The 25,236-nt window shown below is 73.6% G+C and carries 3 protein-coding genes; 1 reads left to right on the top strand and 2 read right to left on the bottom strand.

Translation table 11 applies throughout. The features are described 5' to 3' along the window. The first annotated feature begins 162 nt into the window (after positions 1–162). Entirely contained in the window at positions 163–957 is a 795-nt protein-coding gene (locus FHX44_RS31990; RefSeq protein WP_246170706.1) for an SAM-dependent methyltransferase, read from the top strand. Between the two features lie 40 nt (positions 958–997). On the opposite strand, the gene FHX44_RS31985 is transcribed toward FHX44_RS31990, so the two are convergent. Then, the gene (locus FHX44_RS31985) at positions 998–1,231 is read right to left on the bottom strand and encodes an MbtH family protein (protein WP_147259181.1); all 234 of its coding nucleotides are present in this window, start codon (positions 1,229–1,231) and stop codon (positions 998–1,000) included. A 53-nt stretch (positions 1,232–1,284) separates the two neighbouring features. Continuing rightward, positions 1,285–25,236 (bottom strand): non-ribosomal peptide synthase/polyketide synthase, encoded by a 23,952-nt coding sequence (locus FHX44_RS31980; RefSeq protein ID WP_147259180.1) that lies wholly within the window; start codon positions 25,234–25,236, stop codon positions 1,285–1,287.

The raw sequence follows: 25,236 nt of genomic DNA, 5'->3' as shown, positions 1-25,236 counted from the left end.
CGAACGAACTCGTTCCCGGTGACGCATCGGGAACTGGTGGGTTCATCCCTGACCGCGTTCGAGCGCACCGGGCGCGGCCACGCCGCGGACACCCGTTGCGCCGCGGCGTACCCCGACGGGCTGACTAGGGTGGGCGCAGACGAGCCGAGGAGTGAGCAGACCGTGACGGAACCGAGTCGCGACATCAGAACCGACGTACCGGGCGCGGCCCGCATCTGGAACTACTGGCTGGGCGGCAAGGACAACTACGAGGCCGACCGGCTGGCCGCCGAGGCCGCCCTGCAGTACTACGACATGGCCACCTTCGCCCGGCAGTCGCGGCAGTTCCTCAACCGGGTCGTGCGGTTCCTCGCAGGCGAGGCCGGTATCCGGCAGTTCCTCGACATCGGCACCGGCCTGCCCACCATGCAGAACACCCACGAGATCGCCCAGTCGATCGCGCCGGAGTCCCGGATCGTCTACGTGGACAACGACCCCATCGTCCTGGCACACGCGCGGGTCCTGCTGCGGAACACCACGCCCGAGGGCGTCACCGACTACGTCGAGGCCGACTACCACGACCCGGACCTGATCATCGAGCGGGCGCGGACCATCCTGGACTTCGAGCAGCCCATCGCGGTCATGTTCATGGGAGTCCTCGGCCACGCGCGGGGCTTCGAGGAGTCGCACGCGATCGTGGCGCGGGTGGTGGACGCGGTGCCCTCCGGCAGCTACCTGGCCGTGTGGGACGGCAACGACACCAACGCGGCCCTCAACGCGCTCGCCGAGAACTACGCGAAGTCCGGGGGCGTGCCCTACATCCAGCAGCCGATCGAGCACATCCGCGGGTACTTCTCGGGCTTGGAGATGGTCGAACCCGGCCTGGTGTCCGTCACGGAGTGGCGGCCGGAACCCACCGAGGTCGGCACGGTCCAGCCTCTGCCCGAGACCACGGGTGGCGTGGCGCGCAAGCCCTGAGGATCACCACACCGGGTCGAGCCCGGCAGCCCGACGCCGCTCAGACGGCGGCCCGGCCTGCCGGGCGCTCCATCTGCTCCACCAGGCTGCGCGGACGCATGTCGGTCCAGTTGGTCTCGATGTGCTCGAGCATCTCCTGGCGGGTGCCGGGACCGTGCACCGCCGTCCAACCGGCCGGGACATCGGCGAACGTCGGCCACAAGGAGTACTGGCCCTCGCCGTTGATCAGCGCGTAGAACTCGCCGTTCTCGTCGTCGAACGGGTTCGTCGACATCTCCTACCGCACCTCCGAATCGCTACTTCACATCGCTGCTTCACATCGCCACTTCACTGCGCCAGAACTCGCGCGACCGCCGGGAACCACTCCCCGACCACCTCGGGGTCGAGCAGCTCCGAGTGCGCGCAACCGACCCGTACGACCTCGAGCTCACCGGCGACGTGGGGCCGCCACTGCTGCGACGCCGTACCGGTGAAACCCTGCTCGGGGACGGTGGCGTCGACGAAGACGACGTCGCTCGTGACGACGGCGAGCTCGGCGTGCTCGATCATGTGGTCGCTCGCGAGGTAGGTCTGCACCACGCGCGCGATCCGGTCGTCGTCGAGCACCGCGATGGAGCCGCCGTTCGCGCGCACCACCGCGACGGCGTCCGCCACGGTCATGGCACCGGAGAGATCCACGGGAATCGGGTAGCCGAGCTCGGTCAGCAGCCCCTCGATCGCGGCGGAGCCGTCCCATTCGTCGAGCTCTCGCCGCCCTGCGGGCAGGTGGGTGTCGAGCATCGCCAGCAAGGCGATCCGGCGCCCGCGCGCGGCGAGCTCGGCCGCGACCTGGTGGGCCACCGCGCCACCGAACGACCAGCCCATCAGCTGGATCGGCCCCTCCGGAGCCAGGCGCCCCACCTCGTCCGCGTAGCGCTGCACGGTTTCGGCGAGCGTCACCGGCGCGGTCTCGGGGTCCTGCAGTCGCGGCGCCTGCAGGCCGTAGAGCGGGACGTCGGCAGGCAGGTAGGGCTTCAGCCCGGCGAACTGCCAGCTCAGGCCGCTCGCGGGATGGACGGCGAAGAGCGGTGGCCGTCCGTCCCCTTGGTTCAGGACGAGGACCGGGTCCAGTCCCCCGCGGTGCTCGCCCGTACCGGCGATCCGCCGGGCCAGCGCCGACACCGTGGGTGCGGCCATCAGCTCGTGCACGGCGATGTCGACGCCCAGCTCGCGCCGGAGCGCGGTGGCGAGCCCGACGAGCAGCAGCGAGTGCCCACCGAGGACGAAGAAGTCGTCGTCGCGGCCGATGCCCTGCACGCCGAGGATCTCGGCGAAGATCGCGCACAGCCGCCGTTCGAGACCCGACTCCGGGGCGGTTCCGGAACCGCTCACCGCGACCTCGGGCGCGGGCAGCGCAGCGCGGTCGATCTTCCCGTTGGGGGTCTGCGGCAGCGCGTCGAGCACCGTGACGATCGACGGGACCATGTAGGCGGGGAGCCGCTCGGCGGCCGATTCCCGCGCGTCCGACGCGACGTCCCCGGACGCCGCCACCACGTACGCGACGACCCGGTCCTCGTGCACCGCCACCGCGGCGCGCCGCACGCCCGGCACGGACTCGAGCACGCTCTCGATCTCCCCGAGCTCGATGCGGAAGCCGCGCACCTTCACCTGGTGGTCGCTGCGGCCCAGGTACTCCAGCGTTCCGCCGGCGTCACTACCGGAAGGGGCCCAGCGGACCAGGTCACCGGTGCGGTACATCCTGGCTCCGCTCCCGAACGGATCGGCGACGAAGCGGGCGGCGCTGAGCCCCCGCCGGTTCAGGTAGGCCCTGGCCACCTGCGGGCCCCCGAGGTACAGCTCGCCGACAACGCCGGGCGGCACCGGCCGCAACCGCTCGTCCAGCACGTGCGCGGTGGTCCCGGCCATCGGACGCCCGATCCCGGGCTCGCGTTCCACGTCGGCGCTCGTCGCCCAGACCGTGACCTCGGTGGGGCCGTACATGTTGGTCAGCCCGGCCGCCCGCCGCCCGAGTGCGGTGGCCAGCCGCGCAGGCAGCGCCTCGCCGCCGACGAGCGCGGTGACGCGTGCCAGGTCCGGGTCGGCGGCGTCCAGCAACGCGGTCCAGAGCGACGGGGTCGCCTGCATCGCCGTGATCGACTCGGCCTCGATCATGTCGGCGAGCAGGCGCGGGTCGCGGACCTGCTCCGTGGAGGCCAGCACCACGCACGCCCCGCTGCTCAGCGGCAGCATCAGCTCGAGCGTGGCGATGTCGAAGGAGAGCGTGGTGACCGCGAGCAGCCGGTCCGAGGGGGTCAGCGGGAGCGTGTGCCGCGCGGCCGCGAGGAAGTGCGCCAGGTTGCCGTGCCCGACCACAACCCCCTTGGGACGGCCGGTCGAGCCGGACGTGTAGATCACGTACGCCGCGGCCGCCGGGTCCGGTTCGGAGAGCGAGACCGGATCAGCCGGGTCGGCGAGGTCGCCGACCGTCACGAGCTCGGCGGCGCACCCCTCGAACGACCCGCGGGTCTCGCCGTCGACGAGGACGACCGTAGGCGCGGCGTCGGACACCACGTACCGCAACCGGGCCGCCGGGAACTCCGGGTCCAACGGCAGGAACGCGGCACCGGCCTTCGCGATGCCCACCAGCGCGACGATCATGTCGAGCGACCGCGGCAGGGCCACGCCCACGATCGTCTCCGGGCCGGCGCCGCGCGCCGCCAGGCCTGCGGCGACCGCGTCGGACGCGGCGTCGAGGTCGGCGTAGCTCAGCGTGGTCGCGCCGGAGCGCACGGCGGGCGCGTCCGGGGTGCGTTCGGCCGCGTCGGCGAACTGCCGGAACCACGCGGGGCCGGGGGACGCCTCGGCGCCCCGGGACCATCGGGCGATCGCGCCAGCGTCGTCGTCGGTCAGCAGGTCCAGCGTCGGGTACGGGGCGTCGGGGTCGGCGAGGGCGCTGCGCAGCAGCACCTCGAAGCGTGCCGCGAGGGACCGTGCGATCTCCGCGGTGCAGCGGGCGGCGTCGTACTCGACGGACAGCTCCACCGGACGCCCCGGCCCGGCGTCGACGACGGTGAAGGTGAGGTCGACCTTCGGGTCGGCGGTGAATCCCGGCGCCTCCGCGGTCGGCAGGCCGAACATCTCGCCGCCGGAGATCCCTGCGCTGCCGTCGGGCCTGCGGTGGTATCCGAGCATCACCTGGAACAGCGGGTTGCGGCCCGGCACCCGGACCGGGTTGACCGCCTCCACCACCTGCTGGAACGGCAGGTCGGCGTGCTCGAGCGCGGCCAGCCCGGTCGCCCGCACCCGGTCGAGGAGCTGCGCGAACGACGGCGCCCCTTCGAGATCGGTGCGGACGACGACCGTGTTGACGAAGAAGCCGACCAGATCGTCGAGCGCCGCGTCCCCCCGGCCGGAGGTGGGGCTGCCGATCGGGATGTCGGTGCCCGCGCCCATCCGGGACAGCAGCATCGCGAGCGCGGCGTGCAGGGCGAGGAACATGCTCGACGACGACGCGCGCGCCTGCTCCCGCAGCCGGTCCGCGAGGGCGGCGTCGAGCCGGGCCGAGACGCACCCTCCACCCGTCTCGCCGGTCGCCACGGACGGCAGCGCCAGCTCCTGCGGCACGCCGGCCAGCTGCCGGACCCAGAAGTCGCGCTGCCGGCTGCACCGGCTGTGGGGGTCGTCGGGCGAGCCCAGGACGTCGCGGTGCCACAGCGTGTAGTCCGCGTACTGCACCGGGAGCGGGGCGAGCTCGGGCGCCGCGCCCGCCCGGCGGGCGTGGTAGGCGGCGTCGAGGTCGGCGAGCAGGGGCCGGTCCGACCACTCGTCGACCGCGATGTGGTGCAGCACGAGCACGACCACCGTGTCACCGGTGTCGGTCTCGCGGATCAGGGTGGCGCGCACCGGGATCTGCGACGACAGCGCGAACGGCCGCGCGATCGCGGCGGCCACGATCGACCCGGTGTCGGTCGTGAGCGCGTCCCGGACCTCGACCTCGGGCACCGCGTGATCGAGGACGCGCTGCTCGGGACCCTCCACCACTAGGGTGCGCAGCACCTCGTGCCGCGCGACGACGTCGGCCAACGCCGCGGTGAACGCGCCGGCGTCGACGGCACCCCGCACGCGCAGCAGCAGCGGGTAGTTGTAGGCCACCGACTCCGGGGCGAGCTCGTGCAGCAGCCACAGCCGCTCCTGGGCGGGTGACAGCGGCAGCCGCTCCGGGCGCGGCATCGGCGCCACCCGCGTCCGCGCCGGTTCCCGGCCTTCGTCGACCACCGCGGCGAGCCGTTCCGGCGTGGGGTGGTCGAACAGCTGCCGCAGGGAGACGTCGACGCCGAGGTCCTCGCGGATGCGACCGATCACGCGGGTCGCCAGCAGCGAGTGGCCACCGTGGTCGAAGAAGTCGTCCTCCACACCGAAGGCTCCGGCGCCGAGCGCCGCCGCGAAGATGGCGCACAGCGCCCGTTCGGTGTCGGTCGCGGCGTCGCGGCTGCTCACAGAGACGGTCCGCGGCGGGGGCAGCGCTGCGGTGTCGAGCTTGCCGTTGACGGTCAGGGGCAGCTCGTCGACCACCGCGTACGCGGTCGGAACGAGGTGGCCCGGCATCCGGTCCCGCAAGTGCCTGCGCACCTGGTCGATCAGCCGGTCGGGGTCCACAGGGGACTCCGCGGGGATCAGGTAGGCGACGAGCCGCTTGCCGCCGGCGCCGTCATCGGCGGCGATCACCGCGCTCCGGCGCACGCCGGGTGCCGCGGAGGAGTTCGCCTCGATCTCGCCGAGCTCGACCCGGTAACCGCGGATCTTCACCTGGTCGTCGGTGCGGCCGAGGAAGTCGATGTTGCCGTCGGGTCGGACGCGCACGAGGTCGCCGGTGCGGTACATCCGCGTGCCGGAGCCGTGCGGATCGGCGACGAACCGCTCGGCGGTGAGCGCCGGCCGCTTCAGGTAGCCGCGCGCGATGCCGACGCCGGCGATGTACAGCTCACCGGCGACGCCCGCGGGCACCGGGCGCAGCCACTCGTCCAGCACGAGTGCCCGCGTGTTCCAGATCGCGGTGCCCACGGTGGCCGTCGGGCTGTCCGCGGTGCCGCCGCCGAGGGTGTTGATCGTGTACTCGGTGGGGCCGTACAGGTTGTAGCCGAGCACCCCGTCGGCCTCGCGCAGGGTGGCCCAGAGGCTCTCCGGGACCGCTTCGCCGCCCAGCAGCACCAGCGCGGGCCGGTGCCCGTCGAGCAGTCCCACCTCGACCAGGTGCTGGGCGTAGGTCGGCGTCACGTTCACCACGTCGATCAGGTGGCGGTCGCAGTACTCCACGAGGGCACGCGCGTCGCGGCGCAGGTCCTCGTCGCACACGTGCACGTGGTGGCCCTCCACCAGCCACAGCAGCTCCTCCCACGACATGTCGAAGGAGAACGACACGGTGTGCGCGATCCGCAGCCCGCGCCCGGCCGCGGCGACCGTGGGTCCGAAGATCGCCTCCCGGTGGTTGAGCAGCATGTTCGTCAACCCGCGGTAGGGCGTGACGACGCCCTTCGGGCGCCCCGTCGAGCCGGACGTGTAGATGACGTAGGCCGGGTGGTCGAGGCGTCCGGGGGTTCCGGGCGCGAAGCCTGCGACCTCCTCGACCGGGGCGTCGGAGAAGTCCGCCCCGTCGGAGTCGGTGCGGATCAGCTCCACGCCGCACGCGGCCAGGCGCGGCGCCACCGCCGCCGTGGTGAGCAGCAGCGCCGGCGCGGCGTCGTCGACGACGGTCCGCAGGCGCTCGTCGGGGTGGTCGAGCTCCAGCGGCAGGTAGGCGGCTCCCGCGCGGAGCACCGCGAACAGCGCCACCACCATCTCGATCGACCGGGGCAGCGCGAGCCCGACGATCGTCTCCGGTCCGGCACCGCGCGCGATCAGCATCCGGGCCATCCGGGAGATCGCGCCGTCCAGCTCGCGGTACGTCAGGGTCCTGGGACCGGAGGTCAGCGCCGGGGCGTCCGGCGTCGCGAGCGCCTGCCGCGCCAGCAGCTCGGCGATCGTGAGGTCACCGATGGGGTGCTCACGGGCGGCGTCGGCCGCCTCCTGCGCCCCAACCTCGGCCGGGGTCAGCACGGGCAGCGCCGCGATCGGCGTGCCGGTTTCCGTGCCGGTGTCCATGCCGATGTCGTCGGCGAGGCGGTGCAGCAGTCGTTCGAGCCGTTCGAGCAGTGCCGCGGCCTCGTCGGAGCCGACGACGTCCGGCCGGTACTCGAGCTTCACCCACAGCCGCTTGCCGGGCATCACCACCCAGGTCAGCGGGTAGTGCGTGGCGTCGACGCTGCGCACGCCGACGATCCCGTTGCGGGTCTCGAGGTCGGAGAAGGTGTCGTCGTCGAGGAAGTTCTGCAGGACGTAGAGGCTGTCGAAGAGGGGGCCCCTGCCCGCCGCACGCTGCACGTCGCCGAGCCCGAGGTACTCGTGCGGCATCGCGTCGAGGCGGTGCCGCTGCACCTGCCGCATCGCCTGCGCGGGCGTCGCGCCCGGGGCCAGCCGGATGCGGGCCGGCACGGTGTTGAGGAAGACGCCGACGACGTCGTCGATGTCGTCGAGCTCGGTGGGCCGGCCTGCCACCGTCGTGCCGATGACGACGTCGGAGCTGCCCGCCGCGTGCCCCAGCACCACGGCCAGCGCGGTGCTGATCAGCGCGTTCATCGTGACGCCCGCCGCCCGGACCTGCGCGGTGAGCCGGGCGGTGACCTCCTCGGGGATCTCGGCGGAGATCCGCTGCGCCAGCACCGGCTCGGTGCCGACGGCCTGCGGGTACAGCAGGGTCGGCGCGGGCAGGTCGGCGAACGTCTCCCGCCAGAACGCCGTGGTCTCCGCGACGTCCTGGCGGCCCAGCCAGTCGAGGTAGTCGACGAAGCTCCCCCGCGGCGACCGGACCGGCTCCCCGCGGTAGGCCTCGAAGAGCCGGTTGAGCACCAGCTCCCGGGACCAGCCGTCCCACAGCAGCAGGTGGTAGGTGAACAGCAGGTGATCGCGACGATCGGCCCGGTGGATCACCGTCATCCGCGCCAGCGGTGGTTCCCGCAGGTCGAAGGGCGCGCTGCGGTCGGCGTCGGTGAGCTCGGCGATCCGGCGCTCCGCTTCCTCCTCGTCGAGGTGGGTCAGGTCGACCTCGGTCATCCGGCACCGCAACCCCGTGCCGACGAAGGCCACGGTGCGCCCGTCGCCGACGGTGCTGAAGCCCAGCCGCATCGCGGCGTTGGCGGCGAGCACCTGCTCGTAGGCGGCGGCCAGCCGGTCGGCGTCGAGCCTGCGGTCGAAGTCGAACGCGTTCTGCGCGAGGTAGACGTCGGCGTCGGCGGCCAGCTCGGACTGGAACCAGATCCCCTCCTGCAGCGGGGACAGCGGCCAGACGTCCTCCACCTCGACCGTCGTCGCGGCCGTCACGGCGTCGAGCTCGGATGCGGACAGGTCGGGGTGGTGCACGTCGGACGGCCGCAGGCTTCCGGTGCCGCCGGCAGCGGCCGCCAGCTCCCGCAGCACCGCGCCGAAGGCGTCCCGCAGGTCGCCGAGCGGGCCGTCGTCGAGCCACCCGTCGGCGTAGGTCAGCACGACCTCCAGCTCCGGCCCGCTCGCGGTGTCCTCGCAGTAGGCGTTGACCTCCAGCAGGTACGGGGTGCCCATGTCCGGCGCGGGTCCGACGCGCAGCGCGGCCGTCTCCGGTGCCGCATCCCACGCCTCGGAGCCCGGCGCCCCGAAGCGCCCCAGGTAGTTGAACAGCACCTGCGGCTGCCCCAGCCGGGCGAGCGGCGCCGCGGTGCGGGCGTTGCAGTAGCGCAGCAGCCCGAAGCCGCAGCCGCCGTCGGGTGCGGCGCGCAGCCGGTCGCGCACCTCGCCGATGCGGTCGCTCAGCTCACCGGTACCCACCGGCAACCGGACCGGGGCGATGGAGGTGAACCACCCGACGGTGCGCGACAGGTCGACGTCGCCGCGGGAGAGGTCCTCCCTCCCGTGCCGTTCCAGGTCGATCGTGAGGTCCCCGTCGGCCACGCCGCGTGCCTCGCGCCAGCGGGAGACCGCCGCCCGCAGGGCCGTCACCAGCGTCTCGGTGACGTCGGACCGCGCCGCGGCCGGCACGGTGGTCAGCAGCGGCAGCGTCTCGTCCGCCGTCAGCCGGAAGCGGTGCTCGCGGGTGTCGCCGACCGTGCGGCCCACCACGACCTGGGTCGGGTCGAGGTCGGCGCCCGGTGCGAGCACCTCGCTCCAGTGCGTGAACTCGGCCAGGCGGGCGTCCTGCGCGGAGGCCTCGTTGAGCACGCGGGCGTACGTCCGCAGCGACGTCGCGACGGGTTCGAGCGCGCCGCCCTCCCACGCCGCGCGCACGTCGTCGAGCAGGATGCGCCACGAGACGCCGTCGACCGCGAGGTGGTGCACCACCAGCAGCAGGCGGCCCGGTTCCGCACCGCGGTCGAAGAACACCGCGGCGACCATCCGGCCCTCGTCGGGACGCAAGCGGTTCGCCGCCGCGTCGGACTCGACGCCCAGCAGCTCCGCGAGGCCGTCCTCGTCGAGGCCACTTCCGTCAGGACCACGGGCGTCCACCACCGTGAACACGTCGTCGAGGGCGGGCAGCTCCCGCACGGTTTCCAGCGCCCACAGCATCGGTGCCGGCCGGGACAGGCGCAGCCGCAGCGCGTCGTGCCGGCGCAGGAGCGCGCTGACCACCGCACCGATCCGGTCCGCGGTGGCCCCGGGCGGGGTGAGCAACAGCTCGGACTGGTTGAACCGGTCGACGGTGCCGCCGAGCTCCGCGAGCCGGTGCACGATCGGGGTCAGCATCACCGAGCCGATCGCGTCCGGGTCGTCCTCGGGGACGGCGGGCTCCTCCGGAGCCGCCAGCGCCGCGAGGGCAGCGGGCGTCCGGTGGAGGAACACCTCGCGCGGGCTCACCCGCAGGCCGATCCGCTTCATCCGGTTCACCAGCTGCAGGGCGATGATGCTGTCGCCGCCGAGCGCGAAGAAGTCCGCGTCCGCTCCGGGCGCGTCGACGCCGAGGATCTCGCCGAACAACGCGGCCAGCGCCTCGGCCGAGACGCCCACCTGCGCGGTGCCGACGTTTTCGCCGACGGGGTCGCGGCGCGGCTCGGCGATCGCGGGCAGCGCGTCCCGGTCGAGCTTCCCGTTGATCGTCAGCGGCAGGCTCTCGACCACCGCGAAGACGGCCGGGACCATGTGCTCGGGCAGCACCGTCGCCGCGTGCCTGCGGACCGCGTCGAGGTTCGCGTCGAGGTCCGCGGCATCGCGCGCGACGAGGTGCGCGACCAGCCGCGGCCGCCCCTGTGCGTCGCGCTGCACGCTCACCGCGGCGCCGTCGACCCCGTCGAGCTCCAGAAGCGCCGCCTCCACCTCCCCGGGTTCGATGCGGAACCCGCGCAGCTTCAGCTGGTGGTCCGAGCGCCCCAGGTAGACCAGCTCTCCGGTCTCGGTCCAGCGGGCGAGGTCACCGCTGCGGTAGAGCCGCTCCCCCGCCGCGTTCGGGTCGGCGACGAACCGGGCCGCGGTCAGGCTCGCGCGGTCGAGGTAGCCGCGCGCGAGCTGCCCGCCGGCCACGTAGACCTCACCCGTGACCCCGGGCGGAACCGGCTGCAGGTACCGGTCGAGCACGTGCACCGTGAGACCGGCGAGCGGCGTACCGATCACGCTGTCGGTGCGCGTCACGTCGTCGCAGGACAGCGCCCGGACGGTGACGTGCACGCACGTCTCGGTGATCCCGTACATGTTGACCAGGCGCGGGCCCGTGTCGTCGACCGCGTCGCCGTGCCGCTCGAACCAGGGCGCCAGCCTGCGCAGATCCAGGGCCTCGCCGCCGAACACGACGTAGCGCAGCGCGAGCGGCCGCGTGCTGTCCCGATCGGCCGCGATCAGCGAGTAGAACGCCGACGGCGTCTGGTTGAGCACCGTGACGGCCTCGTCGGACAGCAGCGCGCGGAACCGTTCGGGGTCGCGGGCCACGTCGTGGTCGACGACGACGAGGCGGCCCCCGTGCAGCAGCGCGCCCCAGATCTCCCACACCGAGAAGTCGAAGGCGAAGGAGTGGAAGAGCGTCCACACGTCGTCCGGACCGAAGTCGAAGTCGGCCGCCGCGCCGGCGAACAGCGCGGTGACGCTGCGGTGCGGCACCGCGACGCCCTTGGGCAGACCGGTGGAGCCGGACGTGTAGATCACGTAGGCGTCGGCGTCCGGGTGCCCGGCAAGGGGTACGGGACCGCCTGCGGCGCCGGGGCCGTCCACCATGAGCACGGGCGGGCCGCCCTCGGGCAGCACGGTCGCCGTCTCGTCCACCGCCAGCACGCAGTCCGGCGCGGAGTCGTCGAGGATGTAGGCGATGCGGGCCGCCGGGGAGCCCGGGTCGATCGGCACGTAGCAGCCGCCTGCCTTGAGCACCCCGACCACCGCGACGATCAGGTCGACCGACCGCGGCAGCACGATCGCCACCCGCGACCCGAGCCGCACCCCCTGCTCCGCGAGCCGGTGGGCCAGCGCGTCCGAGCGGGCGTCGAGCTCGGCGTAGGTCAGCTCGCTCCGCCGGTCGCGCACGGCGACGGCATCCGGGTGGGCGCGCGCGACCTGCCGGAACCGGTCGGCCAGGGTGCGATCGTCGGCGTCCGGCACGGACGCGCGGCCGACGGGGGGCGCGGCGCCCACGCGGAGCCCGGCGACGGTGGTCGCGGGGTCGTCGGCGAACTGTTCGAGGAACAGCGCCATCTGCTCGACGAGCCGCCGGGCGAACCCGGCCTCGACGAGCCCGGTGTCGTAAGTGATCTTGAGCCGCAGCCGCTCGTCCGGATGCACCACCAGCGCCACCGGGTAGTGCGCGGCGTCGGTACCGTCGATCCACTCCGCGGTCGGGAGCCCGTCTGCGGTGGGTTCCGACGGCTCGGTGACCGCGAAGTTCTCGACGACCACGATGGTGTCGAACAGCTCGCTCACGCCGGCGATCCGCGCCAGCTCCACCAGCCCCAGGTGCTGGTGGTCGAGCACCGCGAGCTGCTGGTCCTGCAGCCGCGCGAAGACGCTGTCGAGCGGTTCGCCCGGCGCCCATGCCATCGGCACGGGCACGGTGTTGATCAGCGGACCGACGATCTGCTCGATGCCGGCCGCATTGCCCGCCCGGCCCGACACCGTGGAGCCGAACACCACGCGTTCCCGGCCGAGGGTGCGGCCGAGGAGCAGGCCCCACGCGCCGTGCACGACGGTGGACAGGGTCACCCCGGCGGCCCGCGCCCGGTCGGTGAGGCGTGCCGTCACCTCCGCCGGGAGCTCGTGCTGCACGTCGGCGTGCGACGTGACCTCGGCTCCCTGCGGTACGTCGATCAGCTTCGTGGGCCCGTCGACGCCGGCGAGCACGCCGGTCCAGGCCTCCCGCGACGCGGCGGGATCCCGCCCGGCGAGCTGCGCGACGTGGTCGGCGAAGGTGACCGCGGGCGCGGGCAGGTCGGTGCGCCCGGTCCGCACGAGCTGCCGGTAGGCCGCCATGACGTCGTCGAACATCAGCGGGTACGACCAGCCGTCGGCCAGCAGGTGGTGCATGGTCTGCACCAGCCGGTGCCGGTCGTCGGCGAGGGTCACCAGCGTGTAGCGCAGCAGCGGCGGCGCGGCGAGGTCGAAGACGGTGCGGAACCGCTCGTTCGCGATGTCGGCGAACGTGCCCGGCCGGTCGCGCAGATCCACCGCCTCCCAGTCCGGGGACACCTGGCCGGCGACGACCTGCACCACCCGGCCGTCCCCGAGCTCCCGGAACCCGGCGCGCAGCACCGGGTGCCGCGCCACCATGGCCTCCACCGCACGGCGCAGCAGCTCCGGATCCACCGCGCCACGCAGCTCGAGGACGTGCTGGATCACGTAGGGGTCGCGGTCGGCCACCTCGCCCGAGACGGCCTGCACCGAGTGGAAGTACATGCCCTGCTGCAGCGGCAGCAGCGGGAGCACGTCGGCGGGACCGCCGGGGATCGCGGCCTCCAGCTCGGCGACGTCGTCCATCGTCATCGTGACGAGCGGGAAGTCCGACGGCGTGTGCCCGGCCAGCTCGGCGGAGGCGGCGACGGCGCGCAGCGCCTCCTCCCACAGCCACGCCAGGTGCTCGATCTCGGCGCGCGACATGATGCCCGTCGGCCAGGTCAGCACGGCCGAGAACTCGGGGCCGGCCGCGGTGTCGTGGGCTGCGCTGTCATGGGTTATCGCGTTCACCGACAGCGCCCGCACCTCGGAGCTGGGGTCGACGCCCTCGCCGAGCGCGTCGTAGTCGCCGACGGGCTCCCAGTCCGCCTCCGCGCCTGCGCCGAACCGGCCGAGGTAGTTGAAGAGGATCTGCGGCTCGACGTCGGGCAGGTCGACCTCGGCGTCGAGGTCGTTCAGCACGCCGTAGCCGATGCCGCGCGCGGGCACCCGCAGCTGTTCCTTCACGGTCTTGACGGCGCGGGCCAGCCGCGGCCCGGCCGCGACGACGTCGTCCCACTCCAGCACGCCGGGGTCGAGTCGCACGGGGTAGAGGGAGGTGAACCAGCCGACCGTCCGCGACAGGTCCAGCTGCCCATCGGTCTCGAACGGCTCCGGCTCTCGGCCGTGGCCCTCGAGGCTGAGCAGCACCGCCGAGGACTCCGCCCGGCCCCGCAGACGGCGCCAGTGCGCCACCGCGAGCCCGAACGCGCTCAGCAGCACGTCGTTGATACCGCCGTGGATCGCGGCGGGCACCGTGGACAGCAGCGGCCCGGTGACCTCGGCGGGCAGTCGCAGCGTCACCGTGTCGGTGGTCGCTGCGACGTCGACCGCCGGGTCGAGCGCCCGGCTGCCGAGATCCGGGTCCGGCGTGGACACGATGTCGCGCCAGTACTCGGCCTCGCCGCGGAACAGGCCGCGGTCGGCGGCCGACCGCATCCGCCGCGCCCAGGTGCGGAAGGACGTGGCGACCTCGTCGAGCTGCGGTGGGCGCCCCGCTCGCACCGCCGACCAGGCCTGCGCGAGGTCGGCGGTCAGGATGCGCCAGGACACCCCGTCGATCACGAGGTGGTGCACGACGAGCAGCAGGCAGCCGGCACCGGCTTCGTCCCGGAACCAGTGCGCCCGCACCATCGTCCCGCCGCGGGCGTCCAACGCCGCCGCTGCGGCGCGGGTGGCCACCGCCATCTCGGCACGCGTGGGACGGCCGCTGCGCTCGGTGACCTCCAGCAGCCGGGAGACGTCGGTGGAGCCGGGGTCGCGCACCCACAGCTGCCAGGCGCCCGCCGAGCCGACCGCGTCCACCCGGGCCCGCAGCAGGTCGTGGCGCTCGAGGATCGCGGCCAGCACCGTCTCCAGCTCGGCCCTGGTCATGCCGGCCGGGGTGCGCACCACCATCGACTGGTAGAAGTTCTCGAGCGGCATCCGCTCGAACGCCGCCAGGATCGGGGTGGTCGGCACCGCGCCGACGCCCACGTCCCGCACCTCGCGGGGCCGTTCGGCCCGGACGGCCGTCCCGGCGGCCATCGCCTGCACCGTCCGCTTGCGGAAGACGTCGCGGGGGGCGATGTCCAGGCCGGCCTTGCGGGCCCGGCCGCACAGCGTGATCGAGGAGATGCTGTCGCCGCCGAGGGTGAAGAAGTCGTCGTCGACGCCGACCTCGTCCGCGCCGAGGCCGACGACCGACGCGACGATCCCGACGAGCACCCGCTCGGCCTCCGTGCTGGGCGCGCGGCCGCCGCGCCGCGCCACCGGCCGCGGCTCGGGCAGCGCTCCGGTGTCGAGCTTGCCGTTGACGGTCAGCGGCAGGTCGTCGACCACGCCGTACAGCGTCGGGACCATGTAGTCGGGCAGGACGTTCGCCAGCGCCGCCTGCAGAGCCGACGGCAGTTCGTCCCGGTCGGCCCCGGCGTCGGGCACCACGAAGGCCGCGAGCCTCTTCACCGCTCCGTCGGCGCGGGCGATCACCGCGACGCGCCGCACGCCGGGCTGCCCGGCGAGCACCGACTCGATCTCGCCGAGCTCCACGCGGTAGCCGCGGATCTTCACCTGGTCGTCGGTGCGGCCGAGGAAGTCGAGGTTGCCGTCCGGGCGGCGCCGCACGAGGTCGCCGGTGCGGTACATGCGCCCACCCGGGTTCCACGGATCGGCGACGAATCGCTCGGCGGTGAGCCCCGGCCGGTTCAGGTAGCCGCGCGCCAGCCCGGCGCCCGCGATGTAGAGCTCCCCCACCACGCCGGCGTCCACCGGCCGCAGCCAGCCGTCGAGGACGTAGGCGCGGGTGTTGAAGATCGGGTGCCCGACCGTCGACGTGGTGCTCTCGGCGGTGCCCGCGCCGAGGGTGTTGATCGTGTACTCGGTGGGGCCGTACAGGTTGTAGCCGAGGGAGTCGCTCTCGCGCAGCGCGGTCCACAGGCTGTCCGGCACCGCCTCGCCGCCGAGCAGCATCAGTGCGAGCGGGTGCCGGGTGACCAGGCCTTCCTCGATGAGGACCTGGGCGTAGGTCGGCGTCACGTTCACGACGTCGATCCCGTGGCGGCGGCAGTGGTCGACGAGCGCCCGCGCGTCGCGGCGCAGCTCCTCGTCGCAGATGTGGACCTCGTGCCCCTCGACGAGCCAGAGCAGCTCCTCCCAGGACATGTCGAAGGAGAACGACACCGTGTGCGCGATCCGCAGCCGCCTGCCCCCGGCGGCGGAGACCGTCGGGTCGAAGATCTCGACACGGTGGTTGAGCTGCATGTTCGTCAGCCCGCGGTACGGGGTGACCACGCCCTTGGGGCGGCCGGTGGAGCCCGAGGTGTAGATGACGTACGCGGGGTGGTCGAGGCGTCCGGGCCGGTCCGGCGCGAACGCGCCGAGCTCGGCGGCGCCGGGTGCCGCGGCGGGATACGCGCTGAGGTCCAGGGTGTCGAGGTCGGTGACGGGGGCGGCCGTCCCGGCGAACCTCGACGACACGGCGCTGGTCGAGAGCAGCAGCATCGGCCGCGCGTCGGCGGTCATGGCCGCGAGCCGCTCGTCCGGGTACTCCAGGTCGAGCGGCAGGTAGGCCGCGCCGGTGCGCAGCACCGCGAACAGCGCCACGACCATGTCGATGGACCGCGGGAGCGCGAGCCCGACGATGCGCTCGGGCGCGGCGCCTGCGGCCAGCAGGTGGTGCGCGAGCCGGTTGACGCGCGCGTCGAGCTCGTCGTACGTGAGCCGGGTGTCGCCGAACACCAGGGCGGTCTCGCCCGGCAGGGCGGCGGCCCGCTCGGCGAGGAGGTCGGCGATGGTGGCCGACCCGATGGGCTGCACCGCCTTCTCCCACTCGGCGTGCTGGGCCGCGGCGTCCGACGGCGTCAGCAGGCCGATCTCGCCGACCGGCTGCGCGAGGTTGTCGGCCAGCCCCAGCAGCACCTGCTCCAGCCGCGCGAGCAGGGCCGCTGCGATATCCCGGGGCACCACGTCGCTGCGGTGCTCGAGCTTGATCCACAGCCGCTCGCCCGGGTAGACCACCCAGGTCAGCGGGTAGTGGGTGGAGTCGACGCCTGCCGCCGAGAGGATGCCGTGCTCGGCCTCGAGGTCGGTGAAGGTCTCGTCGTCGACGAAGTTCTGCAGGACGTAGAGGTTGTCGAACAGCTGCCCCTTGCCGACGGCGCGCTGGACGTCGCCGAGCCCGAGGTACTCGTACGGCATCATCGCGATGCGCTGCTCGTGCATGCCGCGGACGGCGTCGGCCATGGTGGCGCGCGGGTCGAGGCGCACGCGGGCCGGGATCGTGTTGAGGAAGACGCCCACGACCGACTCGATGCCCTCGACCTCGGTGGGCCGCCCGGCGACGGTCATGCCGAACACCACGTCGTCGGTGCCGGCCGCGTGGCCGAGCACCAGCCCGAGCGCGGTGCCCACGACGGAGTTCAGGGTCACGCCGATCGCGCGCGCCTGCTCGGACAGGCGCGCGGTCATCTCGGGGGTGAGCTCCACCGACATGCGGGTGGCGATCACCGGATCGGTGCCGACGGCCTCCGGGAAGAGGATGGTCGGCTCCGCGAGGTCGGCGAAGGCCTGCGACCACGCGGCGGCCGACGCCTCGTCGTCCTGCTCGGCCAGCCAGGCCAGGTAGTCGGGGAACTGCGCAGGCACCGGCTCGGGTGGCGCCTCACCGCGCCGCACCGCCGTGTAGGCGCCGAACAGCCTGCGCAACACGAGCTCCCGCGACCAGCCGTCCCACAGCAGGAGGTGGCGGGTGAGGAGCAGCCGGTCCCTCCCGTCTCCGCGCAGCACCGTGAGCCGTACGAGCGGCGGGCGCGTGAGGTCGAACGGGGTGCGCCGGTCCGCGGCCATGATCACCTCGGTGCGCTCGGCGCGCTCCCCGGCCGACAAGCCGGACAGGTCGATCTCGCTCACCGACGGCTCGAGCCGGGCGGCGACGACGGCGACCGGACGGTCCAGCCCGCTGTCGGTGAAGCCGAGCCGCAGCGCCGAGTTCTGCTCCAGCAGGAGCGCGCAGGCCCGGGTGAGCGCGTCGACGTCGAGCCGGGAGTCGAAGTCGAACGCGTCCTGCGCGAGGTAGACGTCTCCCTCGCCGGCGATCCGCGACTGGAAGAACAGGCCCTCCTGCAACGGCGACAGCGGCCAGATGTCGGCGACCGGCACTGCGGCGGCCGCCTCGATCGCCTGCACGTCGTCGAGGGAGAGGTCGACGAGCGGGAAGTCCGACGGCGTGTGCCCGCGCAGCTCGGCGCACCCGACGAGCGCGCGCAGCGCGTCGACCCAGAGCGACGCCAGCTCGCCGACCGCGCCCGCGGCGAGGATGCCGGTCGGCCAGGTCATCGTCGCCGAGCCGCCGGTTCCCTCCCCCATGACGTTGATCTCGAGCGCGTCGACGGGCGAGCGCGGGTCCAAGCCGGATCCGACGCTGGTGAAACCCCACTCGTCGTCGGAACCGCCGGCGCTCCGGCCGCGGTAGTTGAACACGATCTGCGGGGTGACCGCCGGCAGGTCGGCGTCCTCGTCGAGGTATCGCAGGACGCCGTAGCCGATGCCGGCCGACGGCACCCGCAGCTGGTCCTTGACGAGCTTCGCCGCCCGGGCGAGCCGAGGCCCCGCAGAGGTCACGTCCGCCGAGGACACCTCACCCGGGTCGAGCCGGACCGGGTAGATGCTCGTGAACGATCCGACGGTCCGGGACAGGTCGATGTGCCGCCCGCTCGTGTCGAAGAGGTCGCCCTCCCGGCCGTGCCCCTTCACACGCAGCAGCACCGCCGAGCCCGCGTCGACGCCGCGGCGGCGCCGCCACTGCTGCAGCGCGACGGCGAGCCCGGTGAGCAGGATGTCGTCGACACCGCCGTGGATCGCCGGGGCGAGGCTCCCGAACACCTCGGGGGGCAGGTCGACGTCGAGGGTGTCGGTGGTCGCGTCGACGTCGGTCCGCGGATCGAGGGCGCGGTCGCCGAGAACCGGGTCGGGTGTGCTCAGCACGTCGCGCCAGTGCCCGAGCTCGGCGCGGAAGTCCCCGCTCTCCGCGGCCTGCCGCAGGATCCGCGACCACGACCGGTAGGAGGTCCCCACCGGCTCCGGCTCGGGTTCGCGGCCCGCCGCGAGGGCCTGCCAGGCGGCGGCGAGGTCGGCGGTGAGGATGCGCCAGGACACGCCGTCGATGACGAGGTGGTGCGCGACCAGCAGCAGCCGGCCCGCGTCGCGGAACCAGTGCGCCCGCAGCATGACCCCGCGCCGGGCGTCGAGCAGCGCGGCCTCCTCCCGGGTGGCGCGCTCGACCACCTCCGGCGACGGCTCGGCGTCACCCGTGCTCTCGGTGATCGGGACCGGCCCACCCGCGGCCTCGGGCACGTGGAGCGCCCACGCGCCGCTCGTGTCGTCCCCGGTGTCGACCGCGGCCCGCAGGAGCGCGTGCCGGTCGACGACCGCGCGCAGGATGCGTTCGAGATCCCCGCGCGTCAACGACGCGGGGGTGCGCACCAGCATGGACTGGAAGAAGTTCTCCAGCGGGATGCCGTCCTGCACGACCTCCGCCATCACCGGCGTGAGCGGCACCGGCCCGGCGCCGTCATCCGCCTCCGGGGCGGGGGCTGCGTCGAGGGCGGCGTCGAGGGCGTCGCCGAGGCCCGCGGCCAGTGCCTGCACGGTGCGCAGCCGGAAGATGTCCCGCGGCGTGATCCGCATCCCGGCGCGGCGGGCCCGGCCGGACACGGCGATCGAGGTGATGCTGTCGCCGCCGAGTGCGAAGAAGTCGTCGTCGATCCCCACTCGCTCGAGGCGCAGGGCGTCGGCGAAGAGGCCGCAGAGCCGCTCCTCCCGCTCGGTGCGCGGTCCGCGGTCGGACACGAGGCCGCCGAAGTCGGGGTCCGGCAGCGCCTTGCGGTCCAGTTTGCCGTTCGGGGTCAGCGGGAACGCGTCGAGCACCACCACGATCGAGGGCACCATGTGCTCGGGCAGGACCCGGGACACCTGCTCCCGCAACGCCTCGGGGTCGATCCCCGCACCGACGACGTAGGCGACGAGCCGGCCGTCCCGCACCACCACCACCGCGCGCGTGACCTCGTCGGCGGCCACCAGCGCGGCCTCGATCTCCCCCGGCTCGATCCGGAAGCCGCGCACCTGCACCTGGTGGTCGCTGCGGCCGAGGATCTCCAGCACGCCGGTGTCGTCCCAGCGGGCGAGGTCGCCGCTGCGGTACATCCGCTCGCCCGCCGCGTTCGGGTCGGCGACGAACCGCTCCGCCGTCAGCCCCGGCCGGTTGAGGTAGCCGTACGCGAGCTGCACGCCTGCGATGTACAGCTCACCGTCCGTACCGGGCGGCACCGGGCGCAGCGCCCCGTCGAGCACGTAGAGCCGGGTGTTGAAGACCGGCCGCCCCACGGGCACGGACCGCCGGTCCGGCCGTTCCGAGGTGTCCCAGCCGGTGACGTCGATGGCGGCCTCGGTGGGGCCGTAGACGTTGTGCAGCTCGGCGCCGGTCAGCTCGGTGATGGCCCGGAACCGCGCGACGACGTCCGCGGGCAGCGCCTCGCCGCCGCAGATCACGCGCCGGAGCGAGGTGCACCGGCGAACGGTGGGTTCCTCGAGGAACACCCCGAACATCGACGGCACGAACTGGGCCGTGGTGACCTGGTGGGCCTGGATCAGCTCGGCGAGGTAGGCCGCGTCCTTGTGCCCCTCCGGCTTCGCGATCACCATCGTGGCGCCGGACATCAACGGCCAGAACAGCTCCCGCAGCGACGCGTCGAAGCTCGACGGGGTCTTCAGCAGGGTGGGTTCGCCCGGTTCCAGTCGGTAGGTCTCCTGCATCCACGACAGGAAGTTGGCCGCGGCGCCGTGCGGCACGACGACGCCCTTCGGGCGCCCGGTGGAGCCCGAGGTGTAGATGACGTACGCGGGGTCGGCGGGCGTGACCTCCACGTCCGGGTTCGACTCGTCCCCGTCGGTGGGGAAGGCCGCCGGATCGTCGAGCACGTGGGCGGGCCGGGCGTCGTCGAGCATGAAGGCGATCCGCTCGGCCGGGTAGCCGGGGTCGACCGGCAGGTAGGCCGCGCCCGCCTTGTGCACCGCGTACAGCGCGACGATGAGCTCCACCGAGCGCTCGAGCACGACGGCGACCACCGACCCGCGCCTCACGCCCTGCGCGATGAGGCGGTGGGCCAGCCGGTTCGCGCGCGCGTTCAGCTCGGCGTAGGTGACCGCCTCGCCCTCGAACACCACGGCGGTGGTGTCGGGGGTGCGTGCCGCCCAGTGCTCGAAGCGGCTGCGCAGGGTCGGGGCGCCCAGGTCGTGGGCGGTGTCGTTGAACGTGTCGAGGACCAGCGTCCGCTCGTCCGGGCCGATCAGCTCCAGTCGGCCGACCGGGACTCCGGGATCGGCCGCCAGCCGGTCGAGGACGTGCGTCACCTGCCGCAGCAGCCGATGGGCACGGTCCTCGGACACCAGGCCGACGTCGTACTTCACCTCCACCCGCAACCGCTCGCCGGGGAAGGCGACCATCGACACGGGGTAGTGCGAGAAGGTGGTGGACGTGAACCCGCGCACCGACAGGCCGTCGTCGGCCGGGGCGTAGACCTCGGGGAAGTTCTCGACGATCACGAGCGTGTCGAACAGCGTGCGCAGACCCCGCGACCGGGTCAGCTCGGCCAGCCCGGCGTGCTGGTGGTCGAGCACCGCGGTCTGCTCGTCCTGCAGCCGGCGCACCACGGCGCCGACCGGCTCGTCCTTCGCCCACGTCATCGGCACCGGGACGGTGTTGATCAGCAGCCCGACCACGGCGTCGACCCCGGGCACGGAGTTCCCGGCGCGCCCCGAGACGGTCGATCCGAAGACGACGGTGTCCTCGCCGACGGTGCCGCCCAGCAGCAGGCCCCAGGCGGCGTGCAGGACGGTGCTGAGGGTGACGCCGAGGTCGCGCGCGGTCCGGGCCAGCGCCGCCGTCGCCTCGGCCGAGAGCTCCTCGGCGACGATGCGGTGCTCCCCGACCGCCGCACCCGGGTCGGCGTCGACGAGCAGCGTCGGCTCGTCGACGCAGGCCAGCGCGTCGGCCCACACGGCGCCCGTCTCCTGCGCGTCGGAGCGGGCGATCGCGGCGATGTGCTGGCCCAGCGCGACGGCGGGCAAGCCGCGCAGCGTGCCGCGGTAGGCGTCGACGATGTCGTTGAACATCAACGGGTACGACCAGCCGTCGGCGATGATGTGGTGCATCGTCTGCACCAGCCGGTGCTCGGTCGGGGTCAACGACACCACGCTGTAGCGCAGCAGCGGCGGCTCGGCCAGCACGAACGGCCGGGCCCGGTCGGCGGCGGCCGCCCGCTCCAGCTCGGCCACCGCGTCGGCGTGGCTCCGGTCGGTGAGGTCGATCGCCCGCCAGTCGAGGTCGACGTGCCCGCTGACGACCTGGACGACGCGCCCGTCGGCGAGACCGCGGAACCCGGCGCGCAGGGCGGGATGGCGGTCGATCATCGCGGCGACCGCGTCCTTCAGCTTGTCCGCGTCCAGCGGGCCGGTGAGCTCGGCGATCTGCTGGATCCGGTAGGCGTCGACCGTGTCGTCGGCGTCGTCCCCGTAGCTCGCGTGGAAGTACATACCCTCCTGCAGGGGCAGCAGGGGCAGCACGTCCTGCAGGTCGGGGACCTCGCGTTCCAGCTCGTCCACATCGGACGGATCGAGCTCGACGAGCGGGAAGTCCGACGGCGTGAACCCCGCGACCGTCTCGTCGCCCGCGATCGCACCGAGCCGTTCCAGCCAGAGCTCGGCCAGCGCCCCGACCTCTGCCTCGTCGAGCACGGCGGCCGGCCAGCTGAACCGCGCCGACAGCACCGGACCGTCGGTGGTGTCGACGGTGATGGCGTTGATCTCGAGCGCGCGCGGCAGCGGCATGCGCGGGTCGCGGTCCTCACCGACCTCGGAGTCAGCGGAGAACCGGCCGAGGTAGTTGAACAGCAGCGCGGGCGCCACCGCGAGATCGGCACGCGCGTCCGTGAGGTACTGCAATGCGCCGTAGCTCAGCCCGTTGCGGGGCACCGCACGCAGCTGCTCCTTGATCCCCTTGACGACCGCGGCCGACCCGCCGTCGGGGACCTCGATGGCGACGGGGTAGAGCGTGGTGAACCAGCCGACGGTGCGGGAGAGGTCGAGGTTCCCCGTCAGCAGCTCGGCCTCCCGGCCGTGCCCTTCCATCTCCAGGAGGAGCCTGCGGCCCGCAGCCTCGCCGCGCCACTCGATCACGGCCAGCGCCAGCGCCGCCACCAGCGCGTCGTTGACGCCGCCGTGGATCGCGGCGGGCACGGCGCCCAGCAGCGGCTCGGTGAGCGCGCTCGGCAGCGTGACGGTCAGCTCCCGCTCGGTCGCGACCGTGTCGACGCCCGCGTCGAGTGCCCGGCGGCCGATCACCGGGTTCGGGGCGGCCGCCACCTCCCGCCAGAAGGCGAGGTCGTCGTCGAACTCTCCCGCCCGCGCGGCGTCGGCGAGGGCGAGCGCCCATTCCCGAAAGGAGGTCGACGCCGGATCGGGCGTGCGGCCCGCCCACAACGCCTGCAGGTCCTCGGCCAGGATGCGCAGCGACACGCCGTCCACCACCACGTGGTGGACGGCCACGACGAGCCTGCCGTGACGTTCGCTCCCGCGGTCCAGCCACACGAACTCGACCATCCGGCCGGAGCCTGCGTCCAGCCGGGACACGGCGGCGGCCGTCTCCCGGCTCAGCCGCTCGTCGACGGACTCGTCCGCGCCCAGCCGCACGTGGGTGACGGACGGCGCCGGAACCTCGGCGGGCACCCGGACCGTGGGCCTGCCGTCGGCGCCCGTCGCGACCACCGCGCGGAGCACGTCGTGATGGCGCAGCAGCGCCGAGGCCACCTCCGTGAGGCGGTCGGGCGTGAGCTCGGCCGGGCTGTGCACGGTGATGGACTGGTAGAAGCCCTCCGACGGCCCGGTCTCCCAGAGCCACTCGAGGACGGGGGTGGCCGGCAGGCCGCCCACCGGCTCGACGGTCGCGACGCGCTCGGCGGGATCGGCATCGCTCGCGGCCAGCGCCAGCGCTGCCGGGGTGCGCAGCTCGAACAGCTCGCGCGGCCGCAGGACGAGCCCGGCGCGCCGGGCCCTGCTGACCACCCCGATCGCGACGATGCTGTCGCCGCCCAGCGCGAAGAAGTCGTCGTCGGCGCCGACCTCGGGGAGCCCGAGGACGTCGGCGAAGATCCCGCACAGCGTGCGCTCGCGCGGAGTGCGCGGCGCCCGCCCGGCCCTGCCCTCGCGCCGCGGTTCGGGCAGGGCCTTCCGGTCCACCTTCCCGTTCGACGTCAGCGGGAACGCGTCCAGCACGGTGAACGTGGTGGGAACCATGTACTCGGGCAGCCGGTCGGCGCACCACCGGCGGAGATCCTCCTCGCCGACCGTGGTGGCGAGCGCGTAGCCGGCCAGGTACTTCGCCCCCGCGGCGTTGTCCCGCGCCATCACGACCGCCTGCCGGACACCCGGGTGGGTGGCCAGCACCGCCTCGACCTCCTCCAGCTCGAGGCGCATACCGCGGATCTTCACCTGGTTGTCGGCACGGCCCAGGAACTCCAGCGACCCGTCCTCGTGCCACCGCGCCAGGTCACCGGTGCGGTAGAGGCGCGAACCGTCGTCGGCGAACGGGTTCGCGACGAACCGGGCCGCCGTCAGACCCGGCGCGTTGACGTAGCCGCGGCCGAGCAGGAAACCACCCGCGTAGAGCTCGCCCCCGACACCGACCGGCGCCGGGTGCAGGTTCTCGTCGAGCACGTAGAGCTGGGTGTAGGGGTTGGGCCGCCCGATGGAGGTGGCGATCCGCTCGGCGTCGTCCCGGTAGATCACGTGCGAGACGCCGATCGTGGCCTCGGCGGGGCCGTACCCGTGGTACAGCGTGGTGGTCAGCTGCGCCCGGAACCGCTCGAACAGCTCCGGCGTCAGGACCTCCCCACCGCACCAGACGTGCTTGAGCCCGTCGAGCTTCGCGGTGCCGCGCGCCATCTCCAGCAGCACGTCGAGCATCGAGGAGACGAGGTAGACGAACGTGACGCCCTCGGTGGCGATGACGTCGAGGAGGTACTGCGGATCGCGGTCGCCGCCCGGTTCGGCGACGACGACGTAGCCGCCGGAGACGAGCGGCAGCAGGATCTCGTTGACCGAGATGTCGAACGACAGCGGTGCCTTGAACAGCGCGGCGTCCCCCGGCCCGAAGCCCAGGATCTTCTCCACCTGCCACTGCAGCCGGTTGCAGATGGCCTCGTGCCGGATCATGGCGCCCTTGGGCTTGCCGGTCGACCCGGACGTGAACATCACGTAGGCCAGGCGCTGGGGCTCGACGGTCACGGCGGGCGGCCGGGCGGGGAGCCCGGCGTAGGCCCATGCGTCGAGGTCGACCACCGCCGCGGGCACGAGCGACCCGCCCTCGGGCGCGCCGGTCCCGGCCGGGGCGGTCACCATCATCACCGCACCGGCGTCGTCGAGCACCTGCCTGCGGCGCTGCTGCGGCCACTCCGGATCGACCGGCACGAAGGCGCCGCCCGCCACCATGATCGCCAGTACCGAGACCACCATCTCCGCCGACCGCGGGAGGTGGACGGCGACGACCTGCTCCGCGGTGAGCCCGCGCTCCAGGAGGTGGTGCGCGAGCTGGTTCACGCGCTCGGCCAGCTCGGTGTAGGTGAGCTGTACCGAACGCCCGCCTCCCCCGCTCCCGGCCACCAGCGCGAGCGCGTCGGGATGCGCACGCACCGCGCGTTCGAACATCTCGGCGACGGTCGTGGTGTGCGAAGGCAGCGTCGAGTCGTTCCACTCGGCCAGCGCCCGGAGACGCTCGGCCAGGGTGTCGAACGCGTCCCGCTCGATGGTCAT

The sequence above is a fragment of the Pseudonocardia hierapolitana genome (assembly GCF_007994075.1).
GTDB classification, from domain to species: domain Bacteria; phylum Actinomycetota; class Actinomycetes; order Mycobacteriales; family Pseudonocardiaceae; genus Pseudonocardia; species Pseudonocardia hierapolitana.
The sequence above is the reverse complement of the archived record's forward strand: the minus strand, read 5'-3'. Positions and strand labels throughout refer to the sequence as shown.